The organism is Bradyrhizobium sp. G127 (genome assembly GCF_021502575.1).
Taxonomy (GTDB): domain Bacteria; phylum Pseudomonadota; class Alphaproteobacteria; order Rhizobiales; family Xanthobacteraceae; genus Afipia.
Window position 1 is genome coordinate 656,973 of the sequence record NZ_JAKFGN010000002.1, and the last position, 22,948, is coordinate 679,920.

Below are 22,948 nucleotides of genomic sequence, written 5' to 3' on the forward strand. Positions count from 1 at the left end.
CCATATAGGAAGCCGGATCGCGGATGCCCGTCACAAGACCGGGAACGGCCGAACCTTACGAGGCCTTCTTGTTCGGCTTCTTGGCGGCAGCCTTCTGAGCGGCTGCATCCTTCGCCGGTGCCAGGATCTTCACCGTACCGCCGGCCTTTTCGACCGCTTCGATTGCCGACTTGGTCGCGCCGTGAACTTCGACGTTGATCTTCGCCTTGATCTCGCCACGGCCGAGCAGACGCACGCCGTCCTTCGAGCGGCGCAGCAGGCCGGACTTCACCAGCACTTCCGCGGTCACGGTCGCCTTGGCGTCGAGCTTCTTGGCGTCGATGGCTTCCTGAAGACGGTCGAGATTGACCTCCGTCAGGTCGAGCCGGAAAATGTTGTTGAAGCCGCGCTTCGGCAAACGGCGATGCAGCGGCATCTGGCCGCCTTCAAAGCCCTTGATGCGCACGCCGGAACGCGCGGTCTGGCCCTTGCCGCCGCGGCCTGCCTGCTTGCCCTTGCCGGAGCCAATGCCACGGCCAACCCGCATGCGCTTCTTGCGCGAGCCGGGATTGTCGGCGATCTCGGTGAGCTTCATGTCTCTCTTCCCTCTTTCTTCGTCGTCCTGAGGTGCGAGGGCAAAGCCCGAGCCTCGAAGGGCGGCGTTGTCATCCTTCGAGGGCCGAAGACGGCCACCTCAGGATGACGTGAACTTACTTCTCGTCGACGACGCGGACGAGGTGCTGAACCTTGGCGATCATGCCGCGAACCGCGGGCGAATCCTGCAATTCGGACACACGGCCGATCTTGTTGAGACGCAGACCGATCAGGGTCTCGCGCTGCGAGCTGTGACGGCGGATCGGGCTGCCGGTCTGCTCGACCTTGATGGTTTTCGTTGCGGCCTTGGCCATTGTCTTAACTCCAAAACGGCGCGTGAATTATTCCGCGACAGCTTCCGCGTCGCCGCCGACGCGGCGGGACTGCAACGTGGACACCTTGATGTTGCGGCGAGCCGCAACCGAACGCGGCGAATCCTGATGCTTCAGCGCGTCGAAGGTTGCGCGAACCATGTTGTAGGGATTCGACGAACCGATCGACTTCGCCACCACGTCCTGGATGCCGAGCGTCTCGAACACGGCGCGCATCGGGCCGCCGGCGATGATGCCGGTACCGGCCGGTGCTGCGCGCAGATAGACGCGTCCGGCGCCATGACGGCCGGCGATGTCGTGATGCAGCGTGCGGCCGTCGCGGAGCGCAACGCGCGTCAGATTGCGCTTCGCCGACTCGGTCGCCTTGCGGATCGCCTCGGGCACTTCGCGCGCCTTGCCGTGGCCGAAACCGACCCGGCCCTTCTGATCGCCGATGACGACGAGAGCCGCAAAGCCGAAGCGCTTGCCGCCCTTGACGACCTTCGCCACGCGGTTGATGTGGACGAGCTTGTCGACAAACTCGCTGTCGCGCTCTTCCCGATCTCGCCGCTGGCCACCGCGTTCGCGTTCACCTGCCATGATATCCAATCCTCAAGAGGCGCCTGCCTCTACCTTCGTGTTCGTTAAACTTAGAAGCTCAATCCGCTCTCACGCGCGGCTTCGCCGAGCGCCTTGACGCGGCCGTGGTAGAGATAGCCACCACGGTCGAAAACCACTTCCTTGACGCCGTTCTTCACAGCGCGCTCCGCGAGCAGCTTGCCGACCGCCTTCGCCGCATCGATGTCGGCGCCCGTCTTGCCGGTATCGCGCATCGCCTTCTCCAGCGATGAGGCGGACGCGAGCGTCTCGCCCTTCAGGTCGTCGATGACCTGAGCGTAGATGTGCTTCGACGAGCGGAACACCGACAGGCGCGGACGCCCGTTCGCGGTCCGGCGCAGCGCGAGACGTACGCGCTGCTTGCGCCGGGCATTCGTGACCTTGAGTTTCGACATGACCGGCTCCGTTACTTCTTCTTGCCTTCCTTGCGGAAGATAAATTCATCGGCGTACTTCACGCCCTTGCCCTTGTAAGGCTCCGGCGGACGATAGCTGCGGATCTCGGCGGCAACCTGGCCGACGCGCTGGCTGTCGTTGCCGACAATGGTGATTTCCGTCGGCTTCGGCACCGTGATCGTGATGCCTTCCGGGATCGGATAGAGAACGTCGTGGCTGTAGCCGAGCGCGAGCTGCAGGTTCTTGCCCTGCAGCGCGGCGCGATAGCCGACGCCGGTGATCTCGAGCTTCTTCTCGAAACCCTTGGTGACGCCTTCGACCAGGTTCGCGATCTGGGCGCGCGCCGTGCCATAGAGCGACTGCGCGCGCTTGGTCTCGAAACGCGGCGCAACGCGGATCGCGCCGTCCTTCAGCTCAACCGAAACGTCGTCGTGCACGACAAACTGAAGCGCGCCTTTCGGCCCCTTCATCTTGACGGTCTGCCCTTCGATGTTGGCGGTGACGCCGGAAACGATCGGAACGGGCTTTTTGCCTACGCGTGACATAATTCTTCCCTTCCTCAGAACACCGTGAAGAGAATTTCGCCGCCCACGTTCGCGTCGCGCGCGTCGTGGTCAGCCATGATTCCCTTCGGCGTCGACAGCACCGAAATGCCGAGACCGTTCCTGACGCGCGGCAGGTTCTTCACCGAGGCGTACACGCGACGCCCTGGCTTCGACACCCGCTCGATCTCGCGGATAACCGGCTCGCCATCGAAATACTTCAGCTCGATCTCAAGCTCGTTGTGGCCGCCGGCATGCTCGACCGCCGCATAGCCGCGGATGTAACCCTCGGCCTTGAGCACTTCGAGAACGTTGGCGCGCATCTTCGAGCCCGGGGTCGAAACCTTGGACTTGTTGCGCATCTGCGCGTTGCGGATGCGGGTGATGAGATCGCTGATCGGATCGTGCGTTGACATGACGACCTCCCTTACCAGCTTGACTTGACGAGGCCGGGAATCAGGCCCTTCGAACCGTAATCGCGGATCGCGATGCGGCTCATCTTCTGCTTGCGGTAGACCGAGCGCGACCGGCCACTGATCTCGCAGCGGTTGCGGATGCGGGTCGCCGACGAATTGCGCGGCATCTCGGCGAGCTTGATCGTCGCCGCGAAACGCTCTTCCATCGGCTTTTTCTTGTCGGCGATGATCGCCTTCAATTTAGCGCGCTTGGCAGCCGCGTTCTTCGTCATCCGCTGACGCCGGTTATTCTTTTCGACAGAACTCTTCTTCGCCATAGAGTAGTCTCCATACCTTTCCGCGTTTGAGACGCTAAATCAGTGTCTCACTGCCGGAACGGAAAATTGAATGCGGTCAGCAACGCGCGCGCCTCGTCATCGGTGGCCGCAGTGGTGCAGATCGTAATGTCCATGCCCCAGGTCTCGCCCGACTTGTCGTAGTCGATTTCCGGGAACACCAGATGCTCCTTGAGGCCGAGGGAGTAGTTGCCCTTGCCATCGAAGCTTTTCGGATTGAGGCCGCGGAAGTCGCGAACGCGAGGCAGCGCGATGTTCACAAGACGGTCGACAAAGTCGTACATCTTGGACTTGCGCAGCGTCACCTTGGCGCCGATGGCCTGGCCTTCACGCAGCTTGAAAGTCGCGATCGCCTTGCGCGAATGCGTAACGATCGGCTTCTGGCCGGCGATCAGCGCGAGATCGGCGGCAGCCAGTTCGACCTTCTTGCGGTCGTTGACGGCCTCGCCGATGCCCATGTTGAGCACGACCTTGTCGAGCGCCGGCACCTGCATCGCGTTCGTGTAACCGAACTGCTCAACCAGCTTGCCGCGAATTTCTTTGTCGAATTGCGCGCGCAGGCGCGGAACGTATGCGGTCTCAGCCATCGATCTCTGCTCCCGAGCGCTTCGCAATGCGCACCTTGGTGCCATCTTTCTGAATCTTGAAGCCGACGCGGGTCGGCTTGCCGTCCTTGCCGACGATCGCGATGTTCGACAGGTGGATCGGCGCCTCTTTCGAGATGATGCCGCCCTCTTGCGCCTGGGTCTGCTTCTGGTGACGCTTAACCAGATTGACACCACGCACCAGCGCCTTGCTCTCGGTGGGACGCACCTCGAACACTTCGCCGGTCCGGCCCTTGTCGCGGCCGTTCAGAACGATGACCTTGTCACCCTTGCGGATCTTGGCAGCCATTACAGCACCTCCGGCGCAAGCGAGATAATCTTCATGTGGTTCTTGGCGCGAAGCTCGCGCGGCACCGGCCCGAAGATACGGGTGCCGACCGGCTCGGACTGGTTGTTGATCAACACAGCCGCGTTACGGTCGAAACGGATGACGGAACCGTCGGCCCGGCGGATATCCTTCCGCACGCGCACGACGACGGCCTTCATGACGTCGCCCTTCTTCACCTTTCCACGCGGAATGGCTTCCTTGATCGAGACGACGATGATGTCGCCCACCGTTGCATAGCGGCGCTTGGAACCTCCAAGAACCTTGATGCACATGACACGGCGCGCGCCGGAATTATCGGCCACGTCGAGGTTGGTCTGCATCTGAATCATTGATGCACCTCGTCCTCTTTCTGATGCGCGAAGTTGCGCTTAAGCTGTTTTCGTCTCGGCCTGAACAACCGTCCAGCGCTTCAACTTCGAGAGTGGTTTGCTTTCCTCAATTCGAACCGTGTCGCCCGCCTTGAACTGGTTGTTCTCGTCGTGCGCATGGTAGTTCTTCGAACGTCGGATCGTCTTCTTGTAGATCGGATGGGTGAAGCGGCGGTCGACACGCACGACAACGGTCTTGTCCTGCTTGTCGCTGACGACGACGCCCTGGAGAGTACGCTTCGGCATCTGTCTACCCTTACTTCTTCTTGGAGTCGGCAGCGCGCTTCTGCGCAGCGACAGTCTTGATGCGTGCGATATCGCGGCGAGCCTCACGCAGGCGCGAGGTGTTCTCGAGCTGCCCGGTGGCGCGCTGGAAGCGCAGGTTGAACCGCTCCTTCTTCAGATTGAGGATCGTGTCCTCCATCTGATCGGGGCTCATCGCGCGAATGTCTTCGACTTTCAAATCGGCCATGGTCGTTTCCTTACTCCGCAATGCGCGCAACGAAGCGCGTCTTGATCGGAAGTTTGGCGGCGGCGAGCGTCAGCGCTTCCTTCGCGGTCTGCTGGGTCACGCCGTCGATCTCGAAAATGAGACGGCCGGGCTTGACGCGGGCAACCCACAATTCCGGCGTGCCCTTGCCCGAGCCCATTCGCACTTCGGCGGGCTTCTTCGACACCGGCAGGTCCGGGAATACGCGGATCCAGACGCGGCCGGCACGCTTCATGTGGCGGGTCAGCGCGCGGCGGGCGGCTTCAATCTGGCGCGCGGTGATGCGCTCCGGCGCCATCGCCTTCAGGCCGAACTGGCCGAAAGACAACGTCGCGCCCGACGAGGCGACGCCGTGGATACGGCCCTTGTGCGCCTTGCGGAACTTTGTCTTCTTTGGTTGCATCATGGCTTACGCCCTCAAACCTTCTTCAAATTTCAATCAGGCTGCATCGCGACGCGGACGGCCCGTGTCGCCTTCGGCCATGCGCTTGTCCTGGGCCATCGGATCGTGCTCAAGGATTTCGCCCTTGAAGATCCAGACCTTGACGCCGCAGGTGCCGAACGTCGTGAACGCCGTGGCGACACCGTAATCGACGTCGGCGCGCAGCGTGTGTAGCGGCACGCGGCCTTCACGATACCATTCCATGCGCGCGATTTCCGCGCCGCCCAGACGACCCGAGCAGTTGATGCGGATGCCTTCGGCGCCGAGACGCATCGCCGACTGAACGGCGCGCTTCATGGCGCGGCGGAAAGCGACGCGGCGCTCAAGCTGCTGCGCGATCGATTCCGCGACCAGGGTCGCATCGAGCTCCGGCTTGCGGATTTCGATGATGTTGATCACGACGTCGGAGTCGGTGATCGCGGCAACCTGCTTGCGCAGCTTGTCGATGTCGGCGCCCTTCTTGCCGATCACGACGCCCGGACGGGCGGAGTGGATCGACACGCGGCACTTCTTGTGCGGGCGCTCAATCACGATGCGGGCGACCGCCGCCTGCTTCAGTTCCTTCATCAGCATGGCGCGGATGCGAATGTCCTCGTGGAGGAGCTTCGCATACTCGTTCTTGCCGGCGAACCAACGGGAATCCCAAGTCCGGTTAATGCCCAGACGCAGCCCGATTGGATTGATCTTCTGACCCATCGTTCTCTCCTGCGCTGTTAAGCGCTCGCCTCCGCCTCGACCTGACGAACGACGATCGTCAGCTGCGAGAACGGTTTGAAAACACGACCCGAACGGCCACGGCCGCGCGGTGCGAAACGCTTCATCACGATGCCGTTGCCGACATGCGCCTCGGCGACGACAAGCGCGTCGACATCGAGGTCATGGTTGTTCTCGGCGTTCGCAATCGCGGACTCCAAGCACTTCTTCACATCGCCGGCGATCCGCTTGCGCGAGAACTGCAGGTCGGCGAGCGCAGACGATGCCTTCTTGCCGCGGATCAACTGCGCAACAAGGTTCAGCTTCTGCGGGCTGACGCGAAGCATGCGGGCTACCGCCTTGGCTTCGTTTTCCGGGAGAACCCGTTCGCGCTTTGGTTTGCTCATGACTAAGTCCTCAAGCCCTTACTTCTTGGCTTTCTTGTCGCCCGAATGGCCGTGGAAGGTCCGCGTCGGCGAGAACTCGCCGAACTTGTGACCGACCATTTCCTCGTTCACCGCGACCGGAACATGCTTCTGACCGTTGTAGACGCCGAAGGTGAGCCCCACGAACTGCGGGAGGATCGTCGAGCGGCGGCTCCAGATCTTGATAACGTCGTGACGGCCGGACGAACGCGCGGCATCTGCCTTCTTGAGCAGAGAGCCTTCAACGAACGGGCCTTTCCAGACTGAACGAACCATGTCCGGCGATCCTTACTTCTTCCGCTTGTGGCGGCTGATGAGAATGAACTTGTTGGTCGACTTGTTCGACCGCGTCTTCTTGCCCTTGGTCGGCTTGCCCCACGGCGTAACCGGGTGACGACCGCCCGAGGTGCGGCCTTCGCCGCCGCCGTGCGGATGGTCCACCGGGTTCATGACGACGCCGCGGTTATGCGGACGCCAGCCCATCCAGCGGGTACGACCGGCCTTGCCGATCGAGGTGTTCATGTGATCCGGGTTCGACACCGCACCGATGGTGCCGACGCAGCGGCCGTGAACCAGGCGCTGTTCGCCCGAATTCAGACGGACGATGACGAAGTCATGGTCGCGACCGACGATCTGGGCGTAGGTGCCGGCGGAACGGGCGATCTGGCCGCCCTTCCCGATCTTGAGCTCAACATTGTGCACGATGGTGCCGACCGGCATGTTGCCGAGCGGCATGACATTGCCCGGCTTCACGTCGACGTAGCTGCCGGCGACAACGGTGTCGCCCACGGCCAGACGCTGCGGCGCCAGGATATAGGCCTGCTCGCCATCGGCATACTTGATCAGGGCGATAAACGCGCTGCGGTTCGGATCGTATTCCAGCCGCTCGACCTTGGCCGGAACGTCGACCTTGGTGCGCTTGAAGTCGACGATGCGGTAGGCCTTCTTGTGGCCGCCGCCGCGGAAGCGCACGGTGATACGGCCCGTGTTGCCACGACCGCCCTTCGAGTGCTTGCCCTCGGTGAGCGCCTTGACCGGCTTGCCCTTGTAGAGCGCCGAACGATCAACCAAGACCAGCTGGCGCTGGCCTGGAGTCGTGGGGTTGAATGTTTTCAATGCCATCGTCGTTCGCCTTACAGCCCGGTGGTCACGTCGATGCGGTGACCTTCTTCGAGGGTCACGACAGCGCGCTTGGTGTCCGACTGAGAACCGAACTGGCCGCGGAAGACTTTCGTCTTGCCCTTGCGGACCAGCGTGTTGACGTTCTTAACCTTGACGTCGAACAACTTCTCAATCGCGTCCTTGATCTGCGGCTTGGTCGCCTTGGCCGCAACCTTGAACACAACCTTGTTGTGCTCGGAGGCGATGGTCGCCTTTTCGGTCACGACCGGAGCGACGATGATGTCGTAGTGGCGCGAGTCCTGAGTGCTCATTTGAAGCGCGCCTCCAACGCATCCACTGCCGCCTTGGTCAGAACCAGCTTCTGACGGCGCAGAATGTCATAGACGTTGATGCCCTGGATCGGCAGCACGTCGATGTGCGGAATGTTGCGGGCCGCGGTTGCGAACCCGGTGTTGACCTCGGCACCGTCGATGATCAGCGCGTTGGTGATTTCGAGACCCGAGAAGTGGCCGATCAGAGCCTTGGTCTTGGCGTCCTTCAGGTCGGCGTTCTCGATCACGATGAGACCGCCGTCCCTGGCCTTCGCCGACAGGGCATGCTTCAGACCGAGCGCACGAACCTTCTTCGGCAGATCATGGGCATGGCTGCGCACGACCGGACCGAATGCACGGCCACCGCCGCGGAACTGCGGAACGCGAGCCGAACCGTGACGCGCACCACCGGTGCCCTTCTGCTTGTACATCTTCTTGCCGGTGCGCCAGATTTCGGCGCGGCCCTTGGCCTTGTGGGTGCCGGCCTGACGCTTGGCGAGTTGCCAGTTCACGACGCGCTGGATCAGATCCTTGCGCGGCTCCAGACCGAAAATTTCGTCCGAGAGCTGAACCGAACCTGCGGCTTTACCTTCGAGGGTTGTGACCTTCAATTCCATCACGCGCCCTCCTCTGCCGGTGCTGCTTCAGGCGCAGCATTGTCGCCAGCCAGCTTGAACTTGCCGGGCTTCGGCGCATCCTTCGGCAATGCTTTCTTCACGGCATCGCGCACGGTGATCCAGCCGCCCTTGGAGCCGGGAACGGCGCCTTCGATGAGCAGCAGACCTCGCGCCACGTCCGTCTGGACGACGCGCAGGTTCAGCGTGGTGATGCGATCAACGCCCATGTGGCCAGGCATCTTCTTGTTCTTGAAGGTCTTGCCGGGATCCTGACGTCCACCGGTCGAACCGATCGAACGGTGCGAGACCGAGACGCCGTGGGTGGCGCGCAAACCGCCGAAATTCCAGCGCTTCATGCCGCCCGCGAACCCCTTACCGACCGAGGTGCCCGTCACGTCGACGAACTGGCCGACCACAAAATGATCCGCCTGGATTTCAGCGCCGACCGGGATCAGCGCATCTTCCGAGACGCGGAATTCCGCGACCTTCCGCTTCGGCTCAACCTTGGCGACGGCGAACTGGCCGCGCTCGGCTTTGGGCAGATAGACGGTCTTGCGCGAGCCCGAACCGAGCTGCAACGCGACATAGCCGTTCTTCTCGGTGGTGCGATGGCCAACAACCTGGCAATTGCCCAACTTGAGCACGGTCACAGGGATATGTTCACCGGTCTCCGTAAAGACCCGCGTCATCCCGACCTTTTGTGCGATCACTCCGGAGCGCATCGGCGTGCTTCCTGTTCTTTCTGTCCCGAAGGACTAACCAATTTACTTTGTGAGCAAGACCCGATCCGAAAACCGGTGCCCACTTTACGGGGTCTTGCTCAGAGCTTGATCTCGACGTCGACACCGGCGGCTAGGTCGAGCTTCATCAGCGCGTCCACGGTCTGCGGGGTCGGATCGACGATATCGAGAAGGCGCTTGTGCGTGCGCATCTCGAACTGCTCGCGGCTCTTCTTGTCGACGTGCGGCGAACGGTTGACGGTGAACTTCTCGATGCGGGTCGGCAGCGGAATGGGTCCGCGCACCTGTGCACCGGTACGTTTTGCCGTGTTCACGATCTCGCGGGTCGACGTATCGAGAATCCGATGGTCGAACGCCTTGAGACGAATGCGAATATTCTGGCCGTTCATTGCCGTTTGTCTTTCTTTAAGAGCGAGTAGTGAGTGGCGAGCAGCGAGTGGACATCCACTCGCTACTCTCTATTCGCGTCTTTATTCGATGATGCTGGAGACGACGCCCGAACCAACGGTGCGGCCGCCTTCACGGATCGCGAAGCGGAGCTTCTCTTCCATCGCGATCGGCACGATCAGGTGCACTTCCATCGCGATGTTGTCGCCCGGCATCACCATCTCGGTGCCTTCCGGCAGATGAACCACGCCCGTCACGTCGGTCGTGCGGAAGTAGAACTGCGGACGGTAGTTGGTGAAGAACGGCGTGTGACGGCCACCCTCTTCCTTGGTGAGGATGTAAGCCTCAGCCTTGAACTTGGTGTGCGGCTTGACCGAACCCGGCTTGCAGAGAATCTGGCCGCGCTCGACTTCCTCGCGCTTGGTGCCGCGAAGCAGCGCACCGATGTTGTCGCCGGCCTGGCCCTGATCGAGCAGCTTGCGGAACATTTCGACGCCGGTAACGATGGTCTTCTGGGTGTCCTTCAGACCGACGATTTCGATTTCCTCGCCGACCTTGATGATGCCGCGCTCGACGCGGCCGGTAACGACGGTGCCGCGACCCGAGATCGAGAACACGTCTTCGACCGGCATCAGGAACGGCTGGTCGATCGGACGCGCCGGCTGCGGAATGTTTTCGTCAACGGCCTTCATGAGCGCCAGAACGGCGTCGTGGCCCAGCTTCGGATCCTTGTTCTCAAGCGCTGCGAGCGCCGAGCCGCGGATGATCGGAATGTCGTCGCCCGGGAAGTTGTACTTCGAGAGCAGCTCGCGAACTTCCATTTCGACCAGTTCGAGCAGTTCCGGATCGTCGACCATGTCGCACTTGTTCAGGAACACGACGATCGCGGGAACGCCGACCTGACGGGCGAGCAGGATGTGCTCGCGGGTCTGCGGCATCGGGCCGTCAGCGGCGGACACAACCAGGATCGCGCCGTCCATCTGGGCTGCACCGGTGATCATGTTCTTCACGTAGTCGGCGTGGCCGGGGCAATCGACGTGAGCGTAGTGACGGTTCGCGGTCTCGTACTCAACGTGAGCGGTCGAGATGGTGATGCCGCGCGCCTTCTCTTCCGGCGCCTTGTCGATCTGGTCGTACGCCGTGAACGTTGCACCGCCCGTTTCAGCCAGAATCTTGGTAATCGCTGCGGTCAGCGATGTCTTGCCATGGTCGACGTGACCGATGGTGCCGATGTTACAGTGCGGTTTGTTACGTTCAAATTTAGCTTTAGCCATGACGTTCTCCGTTCAACTTTGACTCGCGTCAAAGAAATCAAGCAAACTTCTTCTGGACCTCTGCCGACACGTTGGCCGGCGCTTCAGCGTAGTGATCGAATTGCATCGTGAAGGTCGCGCGGCCCTGGCTCATCGAGCGCAGGTTGTTCACGTAACCAAACATGTTCATGAGCGGCACCATCGCGTTGATGACGTTGGCGTTGCCGCGCATGTCCTGACCCTGGATCTGGCCGCGGCGGGAGTTCAAGTCGCCGATGACCGAGCCGGTGTAATCTTCAGGGGTCACGCACTCGACCTTCATAATCGGCTCGAGCAGCACAGACTTGCCCTTTTGCAGCGCGTCACGGAATGCCGCACGCGATGCGATTTCGAATGCGAGCGCCGACGAGTCGACGTCGTGGTACGCGCCGTCCACGAGCTGGACATGCACGTCGACCACCGGGAAGCCCGCGACAACGCCTGACGTCAGCACGCTGTTGAGGCCCTTTTCGACGCCGGGGATGTATTCCTTCGGCACCGAACCGCCGACAACCTTCGATTCGAACACGAAACCCGAACCCGGCTCGCCCGGCTCGACGATGAACTTCACGCGCGCGAACTGGCCGGTACCGCCGGTCTGCTTCTTGTGCGTGTAATCGACTTCCGCGCGCTTGGTGATCTTCTCACGGAAGGCCACCTGCGGCGCGCCGATGTTGGCGTCGACCTTGTAGGTACGGCGGAGAATGTCGACCTTGATGTCGAGATGCAGTTCGCCCATGCCCTTGAGGATGGTCTGGCCGGACTCGTGATCGGTCGACACGCGGAAAGACGGATCTTCCGCGGCGAGCTTCGCAAGCGCAACGCCCAGCTTTTCCTGATCGGCCTTCGACTTCGGCTCGATCGCGATTTCGATGACCGGCTCCGGGAATTCCATCTTTTCAAGGATGACCGGATGGTCGGGATCGCACAGCGTGTCGCCGGTGCGAGCCTCCTTGAGACCGGCCAGCGCGACGATGTCGCCGGCATAGGCTTCCTTGATGTCTTCGCGGTTGTTCGCATGCATCAGCAGCATGCGGCCGATACGTTCTTTCTTCTCGCGGGTCGAGTTGACGACGCCGGTGCCGCTCGACAGGACGCCCGAGTAGATACGGCAGAAGGTGATGGTGCCGACAAACGGATCGTCCATGATCTTGAACGCGAGCAGAGCCAGCGGCTCCTTGTCGTCCGGCTTGCGAAGAACCTCATTGCCGTCCTCGTCGACGCCCTTGATCGCGGGAACGTCGAGCGGCGACGGAAGATAGTCCACCACCGCATCGAGCAGCGGCTGCACGCCCTTGTTCTTGAAGGCCGAACCGCACAGCACGGGATAGAATGCGCCGGTCAGCACTGCCTTGCGGATAAGCCGCTTCAGCGTCGCTTCGTCCGGTTCATTGCCATCGAGGAACGCGGCGAGCGCATCATCGTCGAGTTCGACGGCGGCTTCGACGAGCTTCTCGCGGTATTCCTTCGCCTTGTCCTGGAGGTCCGCGGGAATCTCGACCACGTCGAACTTCGCGCCGAGCGCCTCGTTGTTCCAGATGTAAGCCTTCATGGCCACGAGATCGACCATGCCCACGAAATTGCTTTCGGAGCCGATCGGCAGCTGAATCGCAACCGGCTTCGCGCCGAGGCGATCGATGATATCCTGCAGGCACTTGTAGAAGTCGGCGCCGGTCTTATCCATTTTGTTGGCGAAGACGATGCGCGGCACTTTGTACTTGTCGCCCTGGCGCCAGACGGTCTCGGTTTGCGGCTCAACGCCCTGATTGGAGTCGAGAACGCACACGGCGCCGTCGAGCACGCGCAGCGAACGCTCGACTTCAATGGTGAAGTCGACGTGGCCGGGGGTGTCGATGATGTTCAGACGCTTGCCGTTCCAGTACGCTGTGGTCGCAGCGGACGTAATGGTGATGCCGCGCTCCTGCTCCTGCTCCATCCAGTCCATCGTCGCGGCACCTTCGTGCACTTCGCCGATCTTGTGGCTCTTGCCGGTATAATAAAGGATGCGCTCGGTCGTCGTGGTCTTGCCGGCGTCAATATGCGCCATGATACCGAAGTTACGGTAATCAGCGATGGGGTGTTGGCGCGCCATGGGGTTCGTTCCTTATGTCCGTTCAGTTCGCCGTTACCAGCGATAGTGCGAGAAGGCACGGTTGGCTTCCGCCATCTTGTGCACGTCTTCGCGCTTCTTGACCGCGTTCCCCCGGTTATTCGACGCATCGAGCAGCTCCGCAGAGAGCCGTTCGGTCATGGTCTTCTCGTTGCGGCCGCGGGCGGCCGTAATGATCCAGCGAATGCCCAGCGCCTGACGGCGCACGGAGCGAACCTCAACCGGCACCTGGTACGTGGCGCCACCAACGCGGCGCGAGCGCACTTCGATGGTCGGCATGACGTTTTCCAGCGCCTGCTCGAACACCGGCAGCGGGCCCTGCTTGGTCTTCTGCTCGATCATTTCGAGCGCGCCATAGACGATGCTCTCGGCGGCAGATTTCTTGCCGTCGTACATGATCGAATTCATAAACTTCGTGATGATGATGTTCCCGAACTTCGGATCCGGGTTCACTTCACGTTTTTCAGCAGAATGGCGACGCGACATCGATCAGATCCCCGATTACTTCGGACGCTTCGCGCCGTACTTCGAACGGCGCTGCTTGCGGTTCTTGACGCCCTGCGTATCGAGGACGCCGCGGAGAATGTGGTAGCGCACGCCGGGCAAATCCTTGACGCGGCCGCCGCGGATCATGACCACCGAGTGCTCCTGAAGGTTGTGGCCTTCACCCGGAATGTAGCCGATGACCTCGAAGCCGTTGGTCAGGCGCACCTTGGCGACCTTACGAAGCGCCGAGTTCGGCTTCTTCGGAGTCGTCGTATAGACGCGCGTGCAAACGCCGCGCTTCTGCGGCGACTGTTGCAGCGCCGGCACCTTCTTGCGCGACTTCTGCGCTTCGCGTGGATTCGCGATCAGTTGGTTGATCGTCGGCATCGTTCACCCTTGTTCGCGCGAAACCTTGTCGGTCCCGCAAATTCGTTCGGGGCTTCCGCCCCACCCGCTTCACGTCAGCAACCAGTCCCGGAACACCGATCCCGCACCGCGCGTTTCATCGCGCAAAACGAAATCGCGCCATCCATTCATCGCTGAATGGAAAGCGCTTGACCGCCACAGAGGACCGCAGCTCGCCTAGAGGGCGGACCGAGGTCATGCATCCGAAACCAATCTCAAGAGCATCCGCCCGAGAGACCAAGATCGTCCTGGCATTGCCTGGCTAGTGCCGACAGCGTTTGAGCGACATCCGTCGAGGTTGGTGCCGATCCATCCCGGTTGAGAACGCGGGCTGAAAAGGTGATCCGTTCCGACGCAGGGAAGCTCACCGCCTGTCGTGAAGTGGCCGGGTTTTATAAGCCATGCCTTGCCAAGTCAAGACTAAACGACATGGCAAAAGTGCCCTTGTTGCAGCCGTTTCTTGCGCTCGCCTTGTCCGTTGGACAAGGCATTTGCGGCTTTGCAAGAGAATCGTTTGCGACCGGCCGAATCCCGCGCTCCGATCAGCGTCCCATCGCCCACACCGATGCGGCACGCGCCCGCCGGATACCTCATGAACGCCTGACGAACAGGGTTCATCAAAAAAATCTCTTTGTTTATCAGCAGTTAACTAGAATCGCGACGAAACTGCCGGTGGAGCGGCATTTCCCGACCTCTATGGTGTCATCTTAAGCGGGAGCCATCGATGATGAGCGCCCCGGCTTGGCACCGGTCTTGCTAATTCTCAGATAGTTGATCGAGAGCAATAGAATGCGACCCTATTTTCCTGAAACGGCACAGTTGTGTCCGCCGACAGCCCTGACCTTCGACAGACCGACGGGCTTGCTGGCGGGATCGACCATGCGCGAAGCGCTGCTGGTCCACGCCCTGCGGGCGGGAGCACGGGTTAGTTCCGCCTGGTCGTACCGGGGGTTCGCCGCGGGTTGCCGGGTACTGCAGACCGTGGCCCCGGATCGCATGATCGAGGTCCGCCTCAATGACGATGCGCTGTTCTCGTTTCCGTTCGGCGACGGCTACTGGAGCCTGCTGCTCGACCCGCTCTATGGCTATGAGCGCGACATCAATCTGTTCTTCCGCAGCATCGCGGACGCCGACTACACCCTGGTCGATTGTGGCGCGAATTTCGGCTACTGGTCCACCCTCGTCACCAGCCGCCCCTATGGCGCGCACCCTTCGGTGGCGATTGAACCCTCCTCCCGGAACTTCGCGATCCTGTCGAACAACGCCCGACTGAACGGTGACCGGTTCCATACGCTTCAGCGCGCCATCGGCGCGGAGGCCGGAACAGCAAACCTCTCCGGCAGCAAGCACGAGGCGATGACGATTGCCGGCGGAACGCAGGACAACGGCGAAACGGTCGAGGTGATTCCGCTGGACAGCCTGCTCGGCGCGAAGCTCGATCCGAAGCGCCGACATGTCATCAAGCTCGATGTCGAAGGCGTAGAAACTGAGGCGCTGCGGGGCGGCGCAAAGCTGCTCGAAACCGACTGCGTTGTCATTTGTGAAGAGCACGGCAACGACCGCAACCACACCATTTCGCGATATATCCTCGCCAACACCCCGTTGAAGCTGTTTTGCTACGATCCCGCCGCGAGCCGCTTCGTGCATCTTGAGGATGTGTCCCCCCTCGACCGCATCAAGAAGGCGACGAACTGGGGTTACAACATCCTCGCCACCCGCAGCCCATTCTGGGAACAGCGCATTCGCGCCATTGATCCGGAGGCAGTTGTCGATTCCAGCGGACGACGGCTTGCATGACCATTCCCGGCGCAGCGTCGGCCGCCCCGACACCTGACCGATCCGCGCTTCCGGGCGTCGTCATTCTTGGCGGCGCCCATAATGCGCTGGCGCTGGCGCGCAGTTTCGGGCGAAAGGGTATTCCGGTCGCGCTGGTGACCAACGATCATCCGCTGCCGACCTTCTCCCGCTATGTCGGGCGCACCTTCGACTGGCCAGGCGCGACGTCGGCGGGAGCGGCGGCGTGGCTGGTGGCGCTCGCGGCCGAGCAGGATCTCAAGAACTGGCTGCTGCTGCCCTGCGCCGACAATGAAGTCAGGCTGGTCGCCGAAAATCAGGATCAGCTCCGCACGCGCTTTCAGATCATGGGAACGCCGTGGCAGAGCCTGCAGCATCTCTGCAACAAACAACTGCTGGTTCAGGTCGCGGAAAAAGCCGGAATTGCGGTTCCGAAAAGCTATCCGGTGGAATCGGTCGAAGACGCCGCGCGCATCGACGTCACATTCCCCGTTATCCTGAAACCCGCGATGCGCATGAGGCGTAACGCCCTGACCTCGGCCAAGGCGTGGCGCGCCGAGACGCGCGACGAACTCATCGACCTCTATCGAAAGGCCGCGGCGCTGCAGGGTCAGGACGGTGTCGTCGTTCAGGAGTACATCCCCGGCGGCGGAGAGGCGCAATTTTCCTACGCCGCATTGTGGAGCAACAATTCGCCCGTCGCCGAACTGGCCGCGCGTCGTGCCCGGCAATATCCCGTTGAATTCGGATACACGAGCACGTTCGTCGAGATCGTCGACAACGACGAGGTCAAGGCGATCAGCAGGAAACTGCTGTCGTCCGTCGGCTTCGAGGGACTTGTCGAGGTTGAATTCAAACACGACGCGCGCGTTGGCGCCTACAAGATCCTCGACGTCAATCCGCGTTCATGGTCGTGGCTTTCGCTTTGCGAAGCCGGCGGACTCGATTTTCCCGAACTGATCCTGAACCTTGGCGTTGCGCCGGTGCTGCAAGCGAGCGTCGGCCATGCGTGGGTCCACGTTCCGCGCGACATCGTGGCGTCAATCCATCTTTTGTTGCTCAGCAGGTTGAGCATCGGCGCGTGGCTCCAAAGCTATCGCCAGAAGCTGACATTCGCGGTGTTCGCCGCGGACGACATGCGCCCGGCGCTGCTGGAACTTCCGACCACCATCCTGCGCGTTTTGAAGCGCACATTCGCGGCGAACGGGAAAACCGTCCGCCGTTGGGTGACGAGCCGGAAGATCGAGACGAAACTGCTCTGAACGCGTACGCCTTATTGGTCGCTATCGACGGCCCCGGCCGGCAGGACGTGCTCCGTGTACTGAGGCAGATCGTCGGTGATCGTGAACCACGGCGCCTTGGAGCCAACGAAAATATGCGCGGTGGGACGAATGCCGGGATCATCGACCAACGTTCCCATTGCAACGTGGACATAGGCACCGTCGCGAACCAGCGAATAAAGCAACGACCCGCAGGTTTTGCAGTGCGCGTCGTGGCTGGCGTCATCCCCGAAGATCAGAAGATTGTCGTCGCCCCCGGTGAGCCGGAGCTTGCTGCGTTCGATGCCAGCGATAGGCTTGAACGCCGAGCCGGTTGCGCGACGGCAGTTCGAACAATGGCAATTCATCGAATAAAGGAATTCATCAACCACCGCATACTGGACCGCGCCACACAGACACTTTCCGGCCAACGTGCGGGAGCCTGATGTCTTTGAACCTGTCATTGGCGTATGGGCCCGTGGCAGAATTATTCGTCATCCTCGTCATCGTCATCGTCATCATCGTCCTCGGCAGGATGATGCGACTTGTGAAGCTGATCGTCCCAGAGCTTCCGGTACATTCCGTTGGCGGCAAGCAGTTCGGCGTGCGGCCCGCGCTCGATCGCCTTGCCGTTGCTGATGACGATGATTTCATCCATATCCACCACCGAGGTCAGCCGGTGGGTCGAGAAGATCATGGTGCGGCCCTTGGCGACCTTGAGCAGCGTGCGGTTGATCGCAGCCTCTGTGGTCTGATCGAGCGCCGATGTCGCCTCGTCCAAGAGCAGCACCGACGGGTTGCGGACGATGGCGCGCGCGATCGCAATGCGCTGGCGCTGGCCGCCCGACAGCGTATCACCGCGCTCGCCGACCACCGTGTCGTACTTCTGCGGCAGCGTCATGATGTAGCGATGGATCTCGGCCTTCTTCGCAGCATCCTCGACCTCGGCATCGGTCGCGCCATCCTTGCCGAGGCGGATGTTCTCGCGGATCGACATGTTGAACAGCATGTTTTCCTGAAACACCACCGCCATGCTCTTGCGCAGCGAGTCGCGGGTCACCTTGCGGATGTCGACGCCGTCGATGGTCAGCCTGCCCTCGTTCGGCACGTAGAGGCGCAGGATGAGATTGAGCAGCGTGCTCTTGCCGGAGCCGCTGGGCCCCACGATGGCGATATTCTTGCCAACGCCGATCTTGAGGGAAAGGCCGTCGAGCACCGTTGCGTCGCTACCTTCGTATTTGAAGACCACGCGGTCGAAGGTGATGTTGTCGGTAATGCGCGGCAGGTCCGGTGCGCCGGGCCGGTCCGCACCGCGCGTCGGCTCATCGAGCAATTCTTCCATGTGGCGCACCGCGGCGGACGCCGTGATCGCCACCGGAATGAAGTGCATCAGATGGGCGATGTTGTAGGAAATTTCCCAGAACGCGCTTTCGAACGTGACGAAGGTGCCGACCGAGATCTTGCCGATGGTGGCGAGATACGCGCCGATCGCCAGCACGATCAGATGAAGCAACAGGACCGAAATGGTGACGGTCCGCTCCACCATCGTCGAGAGGAACGTCGCATCGGCCATCGAACGGCGTGCGGCGTTGTTGCGGAACGAGAACCAGCCGAACGCCTTGCGCTGCAAGCCGAAGGCTTTCACCACCATCTGCGCCGCGACGTTCTCCTGCACCACGCCGAGGATGGCGGATTCGTTGACTTTCTGCTCGTAGTTGGCCTGCACGGCCTTCGGAGTCAGGATACGCGGACCGATCAGCGTGATCGGGAACACCAGCAGCGCCACGGCGGCAAGCTGCCAGTTCAGCCAGATCATCAGGGCGATGCCCGCGATCAGTTCGAGGAACGGCAGCATCGCGCTGTTGGCAAAATGCTTGACCGAGGATTCGTAGCCGGCCATGTCCACGGAAAACCGCGACAGGATCTCGCCGCGCTTGGTGCGGCCGAAGAAGGATGCCGGCAGGTTCTGGACATGCTCGAACAGCCGCGCGCGAACATCGGAGATGACGGATGCCGCAAGCCGCGCGTCCCAGCGCTCGTACCAGACTGCGACAATGGACGTGATAATGCCGGCGACCGCCAGCACGGTCAGGATGGCGGTGAGCGCCTGAAAATCCTCTTCGCCGAGCGCGTCGTCGATCAGGTATTTCAGGCTGAGCGGCATGATGACGTTGAACAACGTCTCGATGAAAAGACCGATCGCCACGAACGCGACCCAGGTCTTGTATTGCCGCAGATGCGGCCAGGTGAACCGCCAGATGGTGGCGAAGGCGCCCGCGGCCTCGCTGGCCGTATAGGCGACGAGATCCTCGTCGTCGTCATCGTCGTCGATGTCGTCCAGTTCCGGGGGCACAGGGATGTCAGCCTGCGCAGCCGCAAGACGCGCGGCCTCGTCATCGAGCGGCTTGCCCGATGCTGATTTGTCGGTATCCGAAGTGGGCGACCTGGTCGGCATCTAGTGGTCCGCAGCGGCCGGATTGGCCACCCTGCCCCAAGCGATTAGTCGTCGGCGGCAACCTTGTCAAAGAACGAATAGCGCAGGCTGTCGGCGTCCGCGTACCAGTCGCCGGGCCCCTTGTTCGCTGCCAGCGTCGCGTCCCACACCGCATCCGTGCAATCGCGGCGGTGCATCGAGAGATCGAAACCGTTGCCGAAGAACAGTTCGGACCACTCCCACCAGGTGCCTAGTTTTTTGACACCGCGCAGCAGGTCGTAGCGGTCGATCAGAGCCGGCGCCATGTCACTGGTGATCGAGCCGAACACGAAGCCGGTTTTCACCACCCGGTTCAGCTCGCGGACGGCGCGCGTCACCTGCCTGTCCGACACATGGCACAGGCTGGTTTCAAAAACGAAGTCGAACTCGCCAGTCTTGAACGGCAGTTTGGTCAGCGAGCCGAGTTTGTTGTACTTACGCAGCGCCTTGGGCGTCTTGCCATGGATATAGCGGTTGTTCTCGACGCCCCAGGCATCGATGCCGCGTTCGCGCAGCGCACCGACCAGTTCGCCGCTCGCCGAACCAGCCACCAGCAACTTGTAACCCTTCGCGCGATTCCAGACGATCTTGATGAGATTGGTGAGATAGTCCGGATCGGTGAACTGGTTCCAGACCTCGCCGTAGGGACCGACGTTGCGGTAATTGTCGAAATAGGCGCGGTCGATCTTGTCGGACGGAAGGTTGCCGGCCTCGCCGCGCTCGTAGCGCAACTTGATCATCTGGGTGAGGATAATGTCGGTGGCCGCATCCGACGAGTCCAGCAAACCGTTCAGCGTCGAATCGAACAGATAGTCGCCGACCACGACCAGACCCGGATGCTCGTGCGGCTCCGGATGGTGATTGGTCATGACGTCGCGCGCGGGCAAGCCGCCCGGAATGGCGTTCACCGACGACAGCCAGCGATGGATCTTGCCTTCCAGAAAATGCGAACGGGCATCGCCGAATGCCTTCGGCAGCGACTTGATCGCCGCATCGATCAGCTCCTTGTCGCTGAGATTGGCGAAGGCCAGCGCGTCGGAGCCCGGGATCAGCCAGTTCAGCACGCCGTGGCGGCCGACATCGTGCCGCGCACCTTCGACGTAAATGCAGCAGCCGCCGAAGGCTTCCGACATCCACCACGCACCTGGCACCTTGTCGCCCCAGAACGGCTCGTCGAACAAAACCGAGACGCGCAGGTAGTGCGCCGGACGGTCGAAATAGGCGATGTGCTTGACCATCGAGTGGCGCAGCAGTTCGCCATCCCAGCGCATCGTGGCGAGCCACGAATGCGGCAGGCACATCACGACCAGATCGTGCTCCTTGGTGACCGGCCCCTTGCCGTTCATCATGTTGATGGCATAGCGGCCGGAATCCGCCTTGCCGACCTTGAGAACCCGATGGTTCAACAGGATCTCAGCGTCGATCTCGCTTTGCAGGCTATGAATGAGCTGTTCGTTGCCGTTCTGGATCGAGTACAGGCCGATATAGCCGTCGATATCCATCACGAAGTTCTTCAGGGCATTGAGGCCGTTGGTGTTATGCGGCTCGGTCGCGATGTCGGAGCGCGCCATGACTTTCAGGAAGCGCTTGGCGACCGGGTCGGCGACTTCGCGGTCCAGCAGTTCCTCGGCGCTCAGATAGGCCCAAGGATGCTCGTTATCGTGCGCGCCGACGCCTTCATAGTATTCGGTCGGCGACACCATCTTGGCACAGAGCTTGCGGAAATCCTCGATCGCCTTTGCGGTCGGCGGGCCATACTTGCGGCGCATGCCGGGCACGTCGTCGAGCAACACGCCATCGAGCTGAACCTGCTCGGCATCCATCGGAATCGTCTGCAATCCGAAATGCTGGACCAGTTCACGCAGCGGGTCCGGACCCGTCATGGAGTAGTCGTAGATCTCGGCGACGCCCGCCTCGTACATCGCGGGCGCGGTATCGAACTTTTTCGTCAGTATCTTGCCGCCGAGGCGGTCGGATGCCTCGTAGATGGTGACGCGGCAAAGCGCCCCAAGTTTTTTCCTGAGGTACCAGGCGCTCATCAGCCCGCCCGGGCCACCGCCGACAACTGCCAGATCGAGCATGACGTCCTTCGCCCCCTGCCGGCGTCCCATTCGGGTTTAGAGCCGGTCTAACTCATCCTAAACAAATGCGTTTTTCATCTGAAGGGAAGATGAACAAAGCACGATTTGGCGCGAAAAAAGCTGATTTGGCGCAATGCAGGGGGATTTTGACCGTTTCGGCCCGCCGCTCAGGGCGTGGGAGGCGTTTTCGACGCCGGCAACATCGTTCCGGCGAGCAGATGGATCAGTTCCTGCTGGCGGGACAGCCCGGTTTTCGACAGCACGGCCTTGAGCTGGCTGCGCACGGTCTCCACTGAAACCCCGGCGGACAAGGCCAGGCCCTCCACGGTCTGCGCCTCGCTGATGCCCCGCGCCACCCGTGCCTCCGCCGGTGTGAGGTCGAACAGGCCTTGCAGCACCTGGGCCGTCGGCACCACCGCACGGTCGACCGGCGTAATCACGAGCAGCGAGGTCGCCCGCGAGAACAGATCATGCGCCGCGCCATGGATCGGCAGCAGATGCAAGATCATCGGCGGGTGTTCATCGGTCGCCGCCACGGGAATCGAGTTCACCATCGCCGGACCGCCCGCAACCGGCCTGCGCCGCAGTGCATCTGCAAGCAGGACGTCGGCGGCTTCGTCGGACACATACAACCGTTCGCGGCGGTCCTGCACCAGCGACGGCATCAAACGTTCCAGCGCGCTGTTGACGGCGAGAACCCTGCCACCCCCGCGCAACACGGCGCCCGGCAAGCCCAACGCCTGCAGCGCTTCGGCCATCGCCATCGCCCGTTCAAGACCGAGCCGCGAGGACAGCAGCGCGCTGCGTGCAAGGTGCGGACGCAGTTTGTCGAATTGCTGGACGACTTCGACCGGGACCGGACCTTTGGCATAGGCCCGCTCAAAGGAAAAAATGATCGAGTCACCCGACGGCGTGTCCAGCATCGTACCAGTCGCCCAGCCGAGGCCGCGCTTGCGGTAGAAGTCCCGGTATACCGGATCGTTGTCCAGTTCCTCGTCGGTGAAAAAGTCATTGTCGCGTACAAACCCGGCATAGTTCGCCGCCCCCAGCCGCGCCGGGCGGATGTTCATTGCCGCCCAGCCATCGCGGATGAATTCCTCGAACGTCGTTTTAATGTCGGCCGAGGTGATCCCGCCGGTATGATCGGCATTAGCGGTGAACAGCAGGCCGCCCGCGCCGTCGACCGCGCGAGACATCTCGCCCAGGACGTCTGGCCATTTCTCCGGAATCACCGCCGCTTCGTAGATGCGGTCCGTCAGCGTCTCGTCGAATAAATCGACCAAATGACTGCCCCAAAGGCGAAATTGACTGAACAAGTCTAACCCGCACG

General features: G+C 61.7%; 32 protein-coding genes. 3 read left to right on the forward strand and 29 right to left on the reverse strand.

What is annotated here, in order from left to right; genetic code table 11:
• Positions 1-55: 55 nt before the first annotated feature.
• The 25 genes from rplO to rpsL form a co-directional block, all read right to left on the reverse strand.
• A complete protein-coding gene (gene rplO / locus LVY71_RS15090) occupies positions 56-574 on the reverse strand; it encodes a 50S ribosomal protein L15 (RefSeq protein WP_235100673.1) in 519 nt (172 codons plus the stop codon).
• Between the two features lie 115 nt (positions 575-689).
• A complete protein-coding gene (gene rpmD, locus LVY71_RS15095) occupies positions 690-887 on the reverse strand; it encodes a 50S ribosomal protein L30 (RefSeq protein ID WP_235100674.1) in 198 nt (65 codons plus the stop codon).
• 27 nt (positions 888-914) lie between these two features.
• Complete coding sequence (gene rpsE / locus LVY71_RS15100) at positions 915-1,484, reverse strand: 30S ribosomal protein S5 (protein ID WP_235100675.1); 570 nt, start codon at positions 1,482-1,484, stop codon at positions 915-917.
• A 50-nt stretch (positions 1,485-1,534) separates the two neighbouring features.
• Positions 1,535-1,897, reverse strand: coding sequence for a 50S ribosomal protein L18 (rplR, locus tag LVY71_RS15105; protein ID WP_235100676.1), 363 nt, complete (start codon positions 1,895-1,897; stop codon positions 1,535-1,537).
• Positions 1,898-1,908: 11 nt separating this feature from the next.
• The gene (gene rplF, locus LVY71_RS15110) at positions 1,909-2,442 is read right to left on the reverse strand and encodes a 50S ribosomal protein L6 (protein ID WP_235100677.1); all 534 of its coding nucleotides are present in this window, start codon (positions 2,440-2,442) and stop codon (positions 1,909-1,911) included.
• A 14-nt stretch (positions 2,443-2,456) separates the two neighbouring features.
• Complete coding sequence (gene rpsH, locus LVY71_RS15115) at positions 2,457-2,855, reverse strand: 30S ribosomal protein S8 (RefSeq protein WP_235100678.1); 399 nt, start codon at positions 2,853-2,855, stop codon at positions 2,457-2,459.
• 11 nt (positions 2,856-2,866) lie between these two features.
• Positions 2,867-3,172: a 30S ribosomal protein S14 gene (rpsN, locus tag LVY71_RS15120; protein ID WP_235100679.1), complete on the reverse strand. Its 306-nt coding sequence runs from the start codon at positions 3,170-3,172 to the stop codon at positions 2,867-2,869.
• A 47-nt stretch (positions 3,173-3,219) separates the two neighbouring features.
• Positions 3,220-3,777: a 50S ribosomal protein L5 gene (rplE, locus tag LVY71_RS15125; RefSeq protein WP_235100680.1), complete on the reverse strand. Its 558-nt coding sequence runs from the start codon at positions 3,775-3,777 to the stop codon at positions 3,220-3,222.
• Positions 3,770-4,084, reverse strand: a complete 315-nt coding sequence (gene rplX / locus LVY71_RS15130; protein WP_235100681.1) for a 50S ribosomal protein L24 — start codon at positions 4,082-4,084, stop codon at positions 3,770-3,772. Before rplX ends, rplE begins: the two co-directional genes overlap by 8 nt.
• On the reverse strand, positions 4,084-4,452 hold the full coding sequence (gene rplN, locus LVY71_RS15135; protein WP_006611848.1) for a 50S ribosomal protein L14: 369 nt from the start codon (positions 4,450-4,452) through the stop codon (positions 4,084-4,086). Before rplN ends, rplX begins: the two co-directional genes overlap by 1 nt.
• A 39-nt stretch (positions 4,453-4,491) precedes the next feature.
• Positions 4,492-4,737 (reverse strand): 30S ribosomal protein S17, encoded by a 246-nt coding sequence (rpsQ, locus tag LVY71_RS15140; RefSeq protein ID WP_235100682.1) that lies wholly within the window; start codon positions 4,735-4,737, stop codon positions 4,492-4,494.
• Between the two features lie 10 nt (positions 4,738-4,747).
• Positions 4,748-4,963: a 50S ribosomal protein L29 gene (rpmC, locus tag LVY71_RS15145; protein WP_235100683.1), complete on the reverse strand. Its 216-nt coding sequence runs from the start codon at positions 4,961-4,963 to the stop codon at positions 4,748-4,750.
• 10 nt (positions 4,964-4,973) lie between these two features.
• Complete coding sequence (gene rplP, locus LVY71_RS15150) at positions 4,974-5,387, reverse strand: 50S ribosomal protein L16 (protein WP_235100684.1); 414 nt, start codon at positions 5,385-5,387, stop codon at positions 4,974-4,976.
• Between the two features lie 33 nt (positions 5,388-5,420).
• Positions 5,421-6,119 (reverse strand): 30S ribosomal protein S3, encoded by a 699-nt coding sequence (rpsC, locus tag LVY71_RS15155; protein WP_235100685.1) that lies wholly within the window; start codon positions 6,117-6,119, stop codon positions 5,421-5,423.
• A gap of 17 nt (positions 6,120-6,136) precedes the next feature.
• The gene (rplV, locus tag LVY71_RS15160) at positions 6,137-6,523 is read right to left on the reverse strand and encodes a 50S ribosomal protein L22 (RefSeq protein WP_046826831.1); all 387 of its coding nucleotides are present in this window, start codon (positions 6,521-6,523) and stop codon (positions 6,137-6,139) included.
• A gap of 18 nt (positions 6,524-6,541) precedes the next feature.
• Entirely contained in the window at positions 6,542-6,817 is a 276-nt protein-coding gene (gene rpsS / locus LVY71_RS15165; protein ID WP_002712297.1) for a 30S ribosomal protein S19, read from the reverse strand.
• A 12-nt stretch (positions 6,818-6,829) separates the two neighbouring features.
• Entirely contained in the window at positions 6,830-7,663 is an 834-nt protein-coding gene (gene rplB, locus LVY71_RS15170) for a 50S ribosomal protein L2 (protein WP_235100686.1), read from the reverse strand.
• Positions 7,664-7,674: 11 nt separating this feature from the next.
• Entirely contained in the window at positions 7,675-7,974 is a 300-nt protein-coding gene (locus LVY71_RS15175) for a 50S ribosomal protein L23 (RefSeq protein WP_235100687.1), read from the reverse strand.
• The gene (gene rplD / locus LVY71_RS15180; RefSeq protein WP_235100688.1) at positions 7,971-8,591 is read right to left on the reverse strand and encodes a 50S ribosomal protein L4; all 621 of its coding nucleotides are present in this window, start codon (positions 8,589-8,591) and stop codon (positions 7,971-7,973) included. Before rplD ends, LVY71_RS15175 begins: the two co-directional genes overlap by 4 nt.
• Complete coding sequence (rplC, locus tag LVY71_RS15185; RefSeq protein WP_235100689.1) at positions 8,591-9,313, reverse strand: 50S ribosomal protein L3; 723 nt, start codon at positions 9,311-9,313, stop codon at positions 8,591-8,593. Before rplC ends, rplD begins: the two co-directional genes overlap by 1 nt.
• A 98-nt stretch (positions 9,314-9,411) precedes the next feature.
• A complete protein-coding gene (gene rpsJ, locus LVY71_RS15190) occupies positions 9,412-9,720 on the reverse strand; it encodes a 30S ribosomal protein S10 (protein WP_002712302.1) in 309 nt (102 codons plus the stop codon).
• Between the two features lie 81 nt (positions 9,721-9,801).
• On the reverse strand, positions 9,802-10,992 hold the full coding sequence (gene tuf / locus LVY71_RS15195; protein ID WP_235100690.1) for an elongation factor Tu: 1,191 nt from the start codon (positions 10,990-10,992) through the stop codon (positions 9,802-9,804).
• Positions 10,993-11,029: 37 nt separating this feature from the next.
• A complete protein-coding gene (gene fusA / locus LVY71_RS15200; RefSeq protein WP_235100691.1) occupies positions 11,030-13,102 on the reverse strand; it encodes an elongation factor G in 2,073 nt (690 codons plus the stop codon).
• 33 nt (positions 13,103-13,135) lie between these two features.
• A complete protein-coding gene (gene rpsG, locus LVY71_RS15205) occupies positions 13,136-13,606 on the reverse strand; it encodes a 30S ribosomal protein S7 (protein ID WP_235100692.1) in 471 nt (156 codons plus the stop codon).
• 15 nt (positions 13,607-13,621) lie between these two features.
• Positions 13,622-13,993, reverse strand: coding sequence for a 30S ribosomal protein S12 (gene rpsL, locus LVY71_RS15210; protein ID WP_002712306.1), 372 nt, complete (start codon positions 13,991-13,993; stop codon positions 13,622-13,624).
• Positions 13,994-14,350: 357 nt separating this feature from the next.
• Between rpsL and LVY71_RS15215 the strand changes: the two genes are divergently transcribed.
• The 3 genes from LVY71_RS15215 (at position 14,351) to LVY71_RS15225 (ending at position 17,067) form a co-directional block, all read left to right on the forward strand.
• Positions 14,351-14,722: a hypothetical protein gene (locus LVY71_RS15215; RefSeq protein ID WP_235100693.1), complete on the forward strand. Its 372-nt coding sequence runs from the start codon at positions 14,351-14,353 to the stop codon at positions 14,720-14,722.
• Positions 14,723-14,800: 78 nt separating this feature from the next.
• Positions 14,801-15,808, forward strand: coding sequence for an FkbM family methyltransferase (locus LVY71_RS15220; protein ID WP_235100694.1), 1,008 nt, complete (start codon positions 14,801-14,803; stop codon positions 15,806-15,808).
• Positions 15,805-17,067 (forward strand): carboxylate--amine ligase, encoded by a 1,263-nt coding sequence (locus LVY71_RS15225; RefSeq protein ID WP_235100695.1) that lies wholly within the window; start codon positions 15,805-15,807, stop codon positions 17,065-17,067. The genes LVY71_RS15220 and LVY71_RS15225 overlap by 4 nt, the downstream gene beginning before the upstream one ends.
• 11 nt (positions 17,068-17,078) lie before the next feature.
• Here the strand turns inward: LVY71_RS15225 and LVY71_RS15230 are convergent, their stop codons facing one another.
• From LVY71_RS15230 to LVY71_RS15245, 4 genes are all read right to left on the reverse strand, one after another.
• The gene (locus tag LVY71_RS15230) at positions 17,079-17,528 is read right to left on the reverse strand and encodes a GFA family protein (protein ID WP_235100696.1); all 450 of its coding nucleotides are present in this window, start codon (positions 17,526-17,528) and stop codon (positions 17,079-17,081) included.
• Between the two features lie 23 nt (positions 17,529-17,551).
• Entirely contained in the window at positions 17,552-19,519 is a 1,968-nt protein-coding gene (locus LVY71_RS15235) for an ABC transporter ATP-binding protein (protein WP_235100697.1), read from the reverse strand.
• Between the two features lie 44 nt (positions 19,520-19,563).
• Positions 19,564-21,618: an FAD-dependent oxidoreductase gene (locus LVY71_RS15240; RefSeq protein ID WP_235100698.1), complete on the reverse strand. Its 2,055-nt coding sequence runs from the start codon at positions 21,616-21,618 to the stop codon at positions 19,564-19,566.
• Between the two features lie 167 nt (positions 21,619-21,785).
• A complete protein-coding gene (locus tag LVY71_RS15245) occupies positions 21,786-22,901 on the reverse strand; it encodes a helix-turn-helix transcriptional regulator (RefSeq protein ID WP_235100699.1) in 1,116 nt (371 codons plus the stop codon).
• Positions 22,902-22,948: the final 47 nt, after the last annotated feature.

Coding starts and splice junctions, on each gene's coding strand:
- rplO (WP_235100673.1), bottom strand. CDS start 574: ATGAAGCTCACCGAGATCGCCGACAATCCCGGCTCGCGCAAGAAGCGC.
- rpmD (WP_235100674.1), bottom strand. CDS start 887: ATGGCCAAGGCCGCAACGAAAACCATCAAGGTCGAGCAGACCGGCAGC.
- rpsE (WP_235100675.1), bottom strand. CDS start 1,484: ATGGCAGGTGAACGCGAACGCGGTGGCCAGCGGCGAGATCGGGAAGAG.
- rplR (WP_235100676.1), bottom strand. CDS start 1,897: ATGTCGAAACTCAAGGTCACGAATGCCCGGCGCAAGCAGCGCGTACGT.
- rplF (WP_235100677.1), bottom strand. CDS start 2,442: ATGTCACGCGTAGGCAAAAAGCCCGTTCCGATCGTTTCCGGCGTCACC.
- rpsH (WP_235100678.1), bottom strand. CDS start 2,855: ATGTCAACGCACGATCCGATCAGCGATCTCATCACCCGCATCCGCAAC.
- rpsN (WP_235100679.1), bottom strand. CDS start 3,172: ATGGCGAAGAAGAGTTCTGTCGAAAAGAATAACCGGCGTCAGCGGATG.
- rplE (WP_235100680.1), bottom strand. CDS start 3,777: ATGGCTGAGACCGCATACGTTCCGCGCCTGCGCGCGCAATTCGACAAA.
- rplX (WP_235100681.1), bottom strand. CDS start 4,084: ATGGCTGCCAAGATCCGCAAGGGTGACAAGGTCATCGTTCTGAACGGC.
- rplN (WP_006611848.1), bottom strand. CDS start 4,452: ATGATTCAGATGCAGACCAACCTCGACGTGGCCGATAATTCCGGCGCG.
- rpsQ (WP_235100682.1), bottom strand. CDS start 4,737: ATGCCGAAGCGTACTCTCCAGGGCGTCGTCGTCAGCGACAAGCAGGAC.
- rpmC (WP_235100683.1), bottom strand. CDS start 4,963: ATGGCCGATTTGAAAGTCGAAGACATTCGCGCGATGAGCCCCGATCAG.
- rplP (WP_235100684.1), bottom strand. CDS start 5,387: ATGATGCAACCAAAGAAGACAAAGTTCCGCAAGGCGCACAAGGGCCGT.
- rpsC (WP_235100685.1), bottom strand. CDS start 6,119: ATGGGTCAGAAGATCAATCCAATCGGGCTGCGTCTGGGCATTAACCGG.
- rplV (WP_046826831.1), bottom strand. CDS start 6,523: ATGAGCAAACCAAAGCGCGAACGGGTTCTCCCGGAAAACGAAGCCAAG.
- rpsS (WP_002712297.1), bottom strand. CDS start 6,817: ATGGTTCGTTCAGTCTGGAAAGGCCCGTTCGTTGAAGGCTCTCTGCTC.
- rplB (WP_235100686.1), bottom strand. CDS start 7,663: ATGGCATTGAAAACATTCAACCCCACGACTCCAGGCCAGCGCCAGCTG.
- LVY71_RS15175 (WP_235100687.1), bottom strand. CDS start 7,974: ATGAGCACTCAGGACTCGCGCCACTACGACATCATCGTCGCTCCGGTC.
- rplD (WP_235100688.1), bottom strand. CDS start 8,591: ATGGAATTGAAGGTCACAACCCTCGAAGGTAAAGCCGCAGGTTCGGTT.
- rplC (WP_235100689.1), bottom strand. CDS start 9,313: ATGCGCTCCGGAGTGATCGCACAAAAGGTCGGGATGACGCGGGTCTTT.
- rpsJ (WP_002712302.1), bottom strand. CDS start 9,720: ATGAACGGCCAGAATATTCGCATTCGTCTCAAGGCGTTCGACCATCGG.
- tuf (WP_235100690.1), bottom strand. CDS start 10,992: ATGGCTAAAGCTAAATTTGAACGTAACAAACCGCACTGTAACATCGGC.
- fusA (WP_235100691.1), bottom strand. CDS start 13,102: ATGGCGCGCCAACACCCCATCGCTGATTACCGTAACTTCGGTATCATG.
- rpsG (WP_235100692.1), bottom strand. CDS start 13,606: ATGTCGCGTCGCCATTCTGCTGAAAAACGTGAAGTGAACCCGGATCCG.
- rpsL (WP_002712306.1), bottom strand. CDS start 13,993: ATGCCGACGATCAACCAACTGATCGCGAATCCACGCGAAGCGCAGAAG.
- LVY71_RS15220 (WP_235100694.1), top strand. CDS start 14,801: ATGCGACCCTATTTTCCTGAAACGGCACAGTTGTGTCCGCCGACAGCC.
- LVY71_RS15225 (WP_235100695.1), top strand. CDS start 15,805: ATGACCATTCCCGGCGCAGCGTCGGCCGCCCCGACACCTGACCGATCC.
- LVY71_RS15230 (WP_235100696.1), bottom strand. CDS start 17,528: ATGACAGGTTCAAAGACATCAGGCTCCCGCACGTTGGCCGGAAAGTGT.
- LVY71_RS15235 (WP_235100697.1), bottom strand. CDS start 19,519: ATGCCGACCAGGTCGCCCACTTCGGATACCGACAAATCAGCATCGGGC.
- LVY71_RS15240 (WP_235100698.1), bottom strand. CDS start 21,618: ATGCTCGATCTGGCAGTTGTCGGCGGTGGCCCGGGCGGGCTGATGAGC.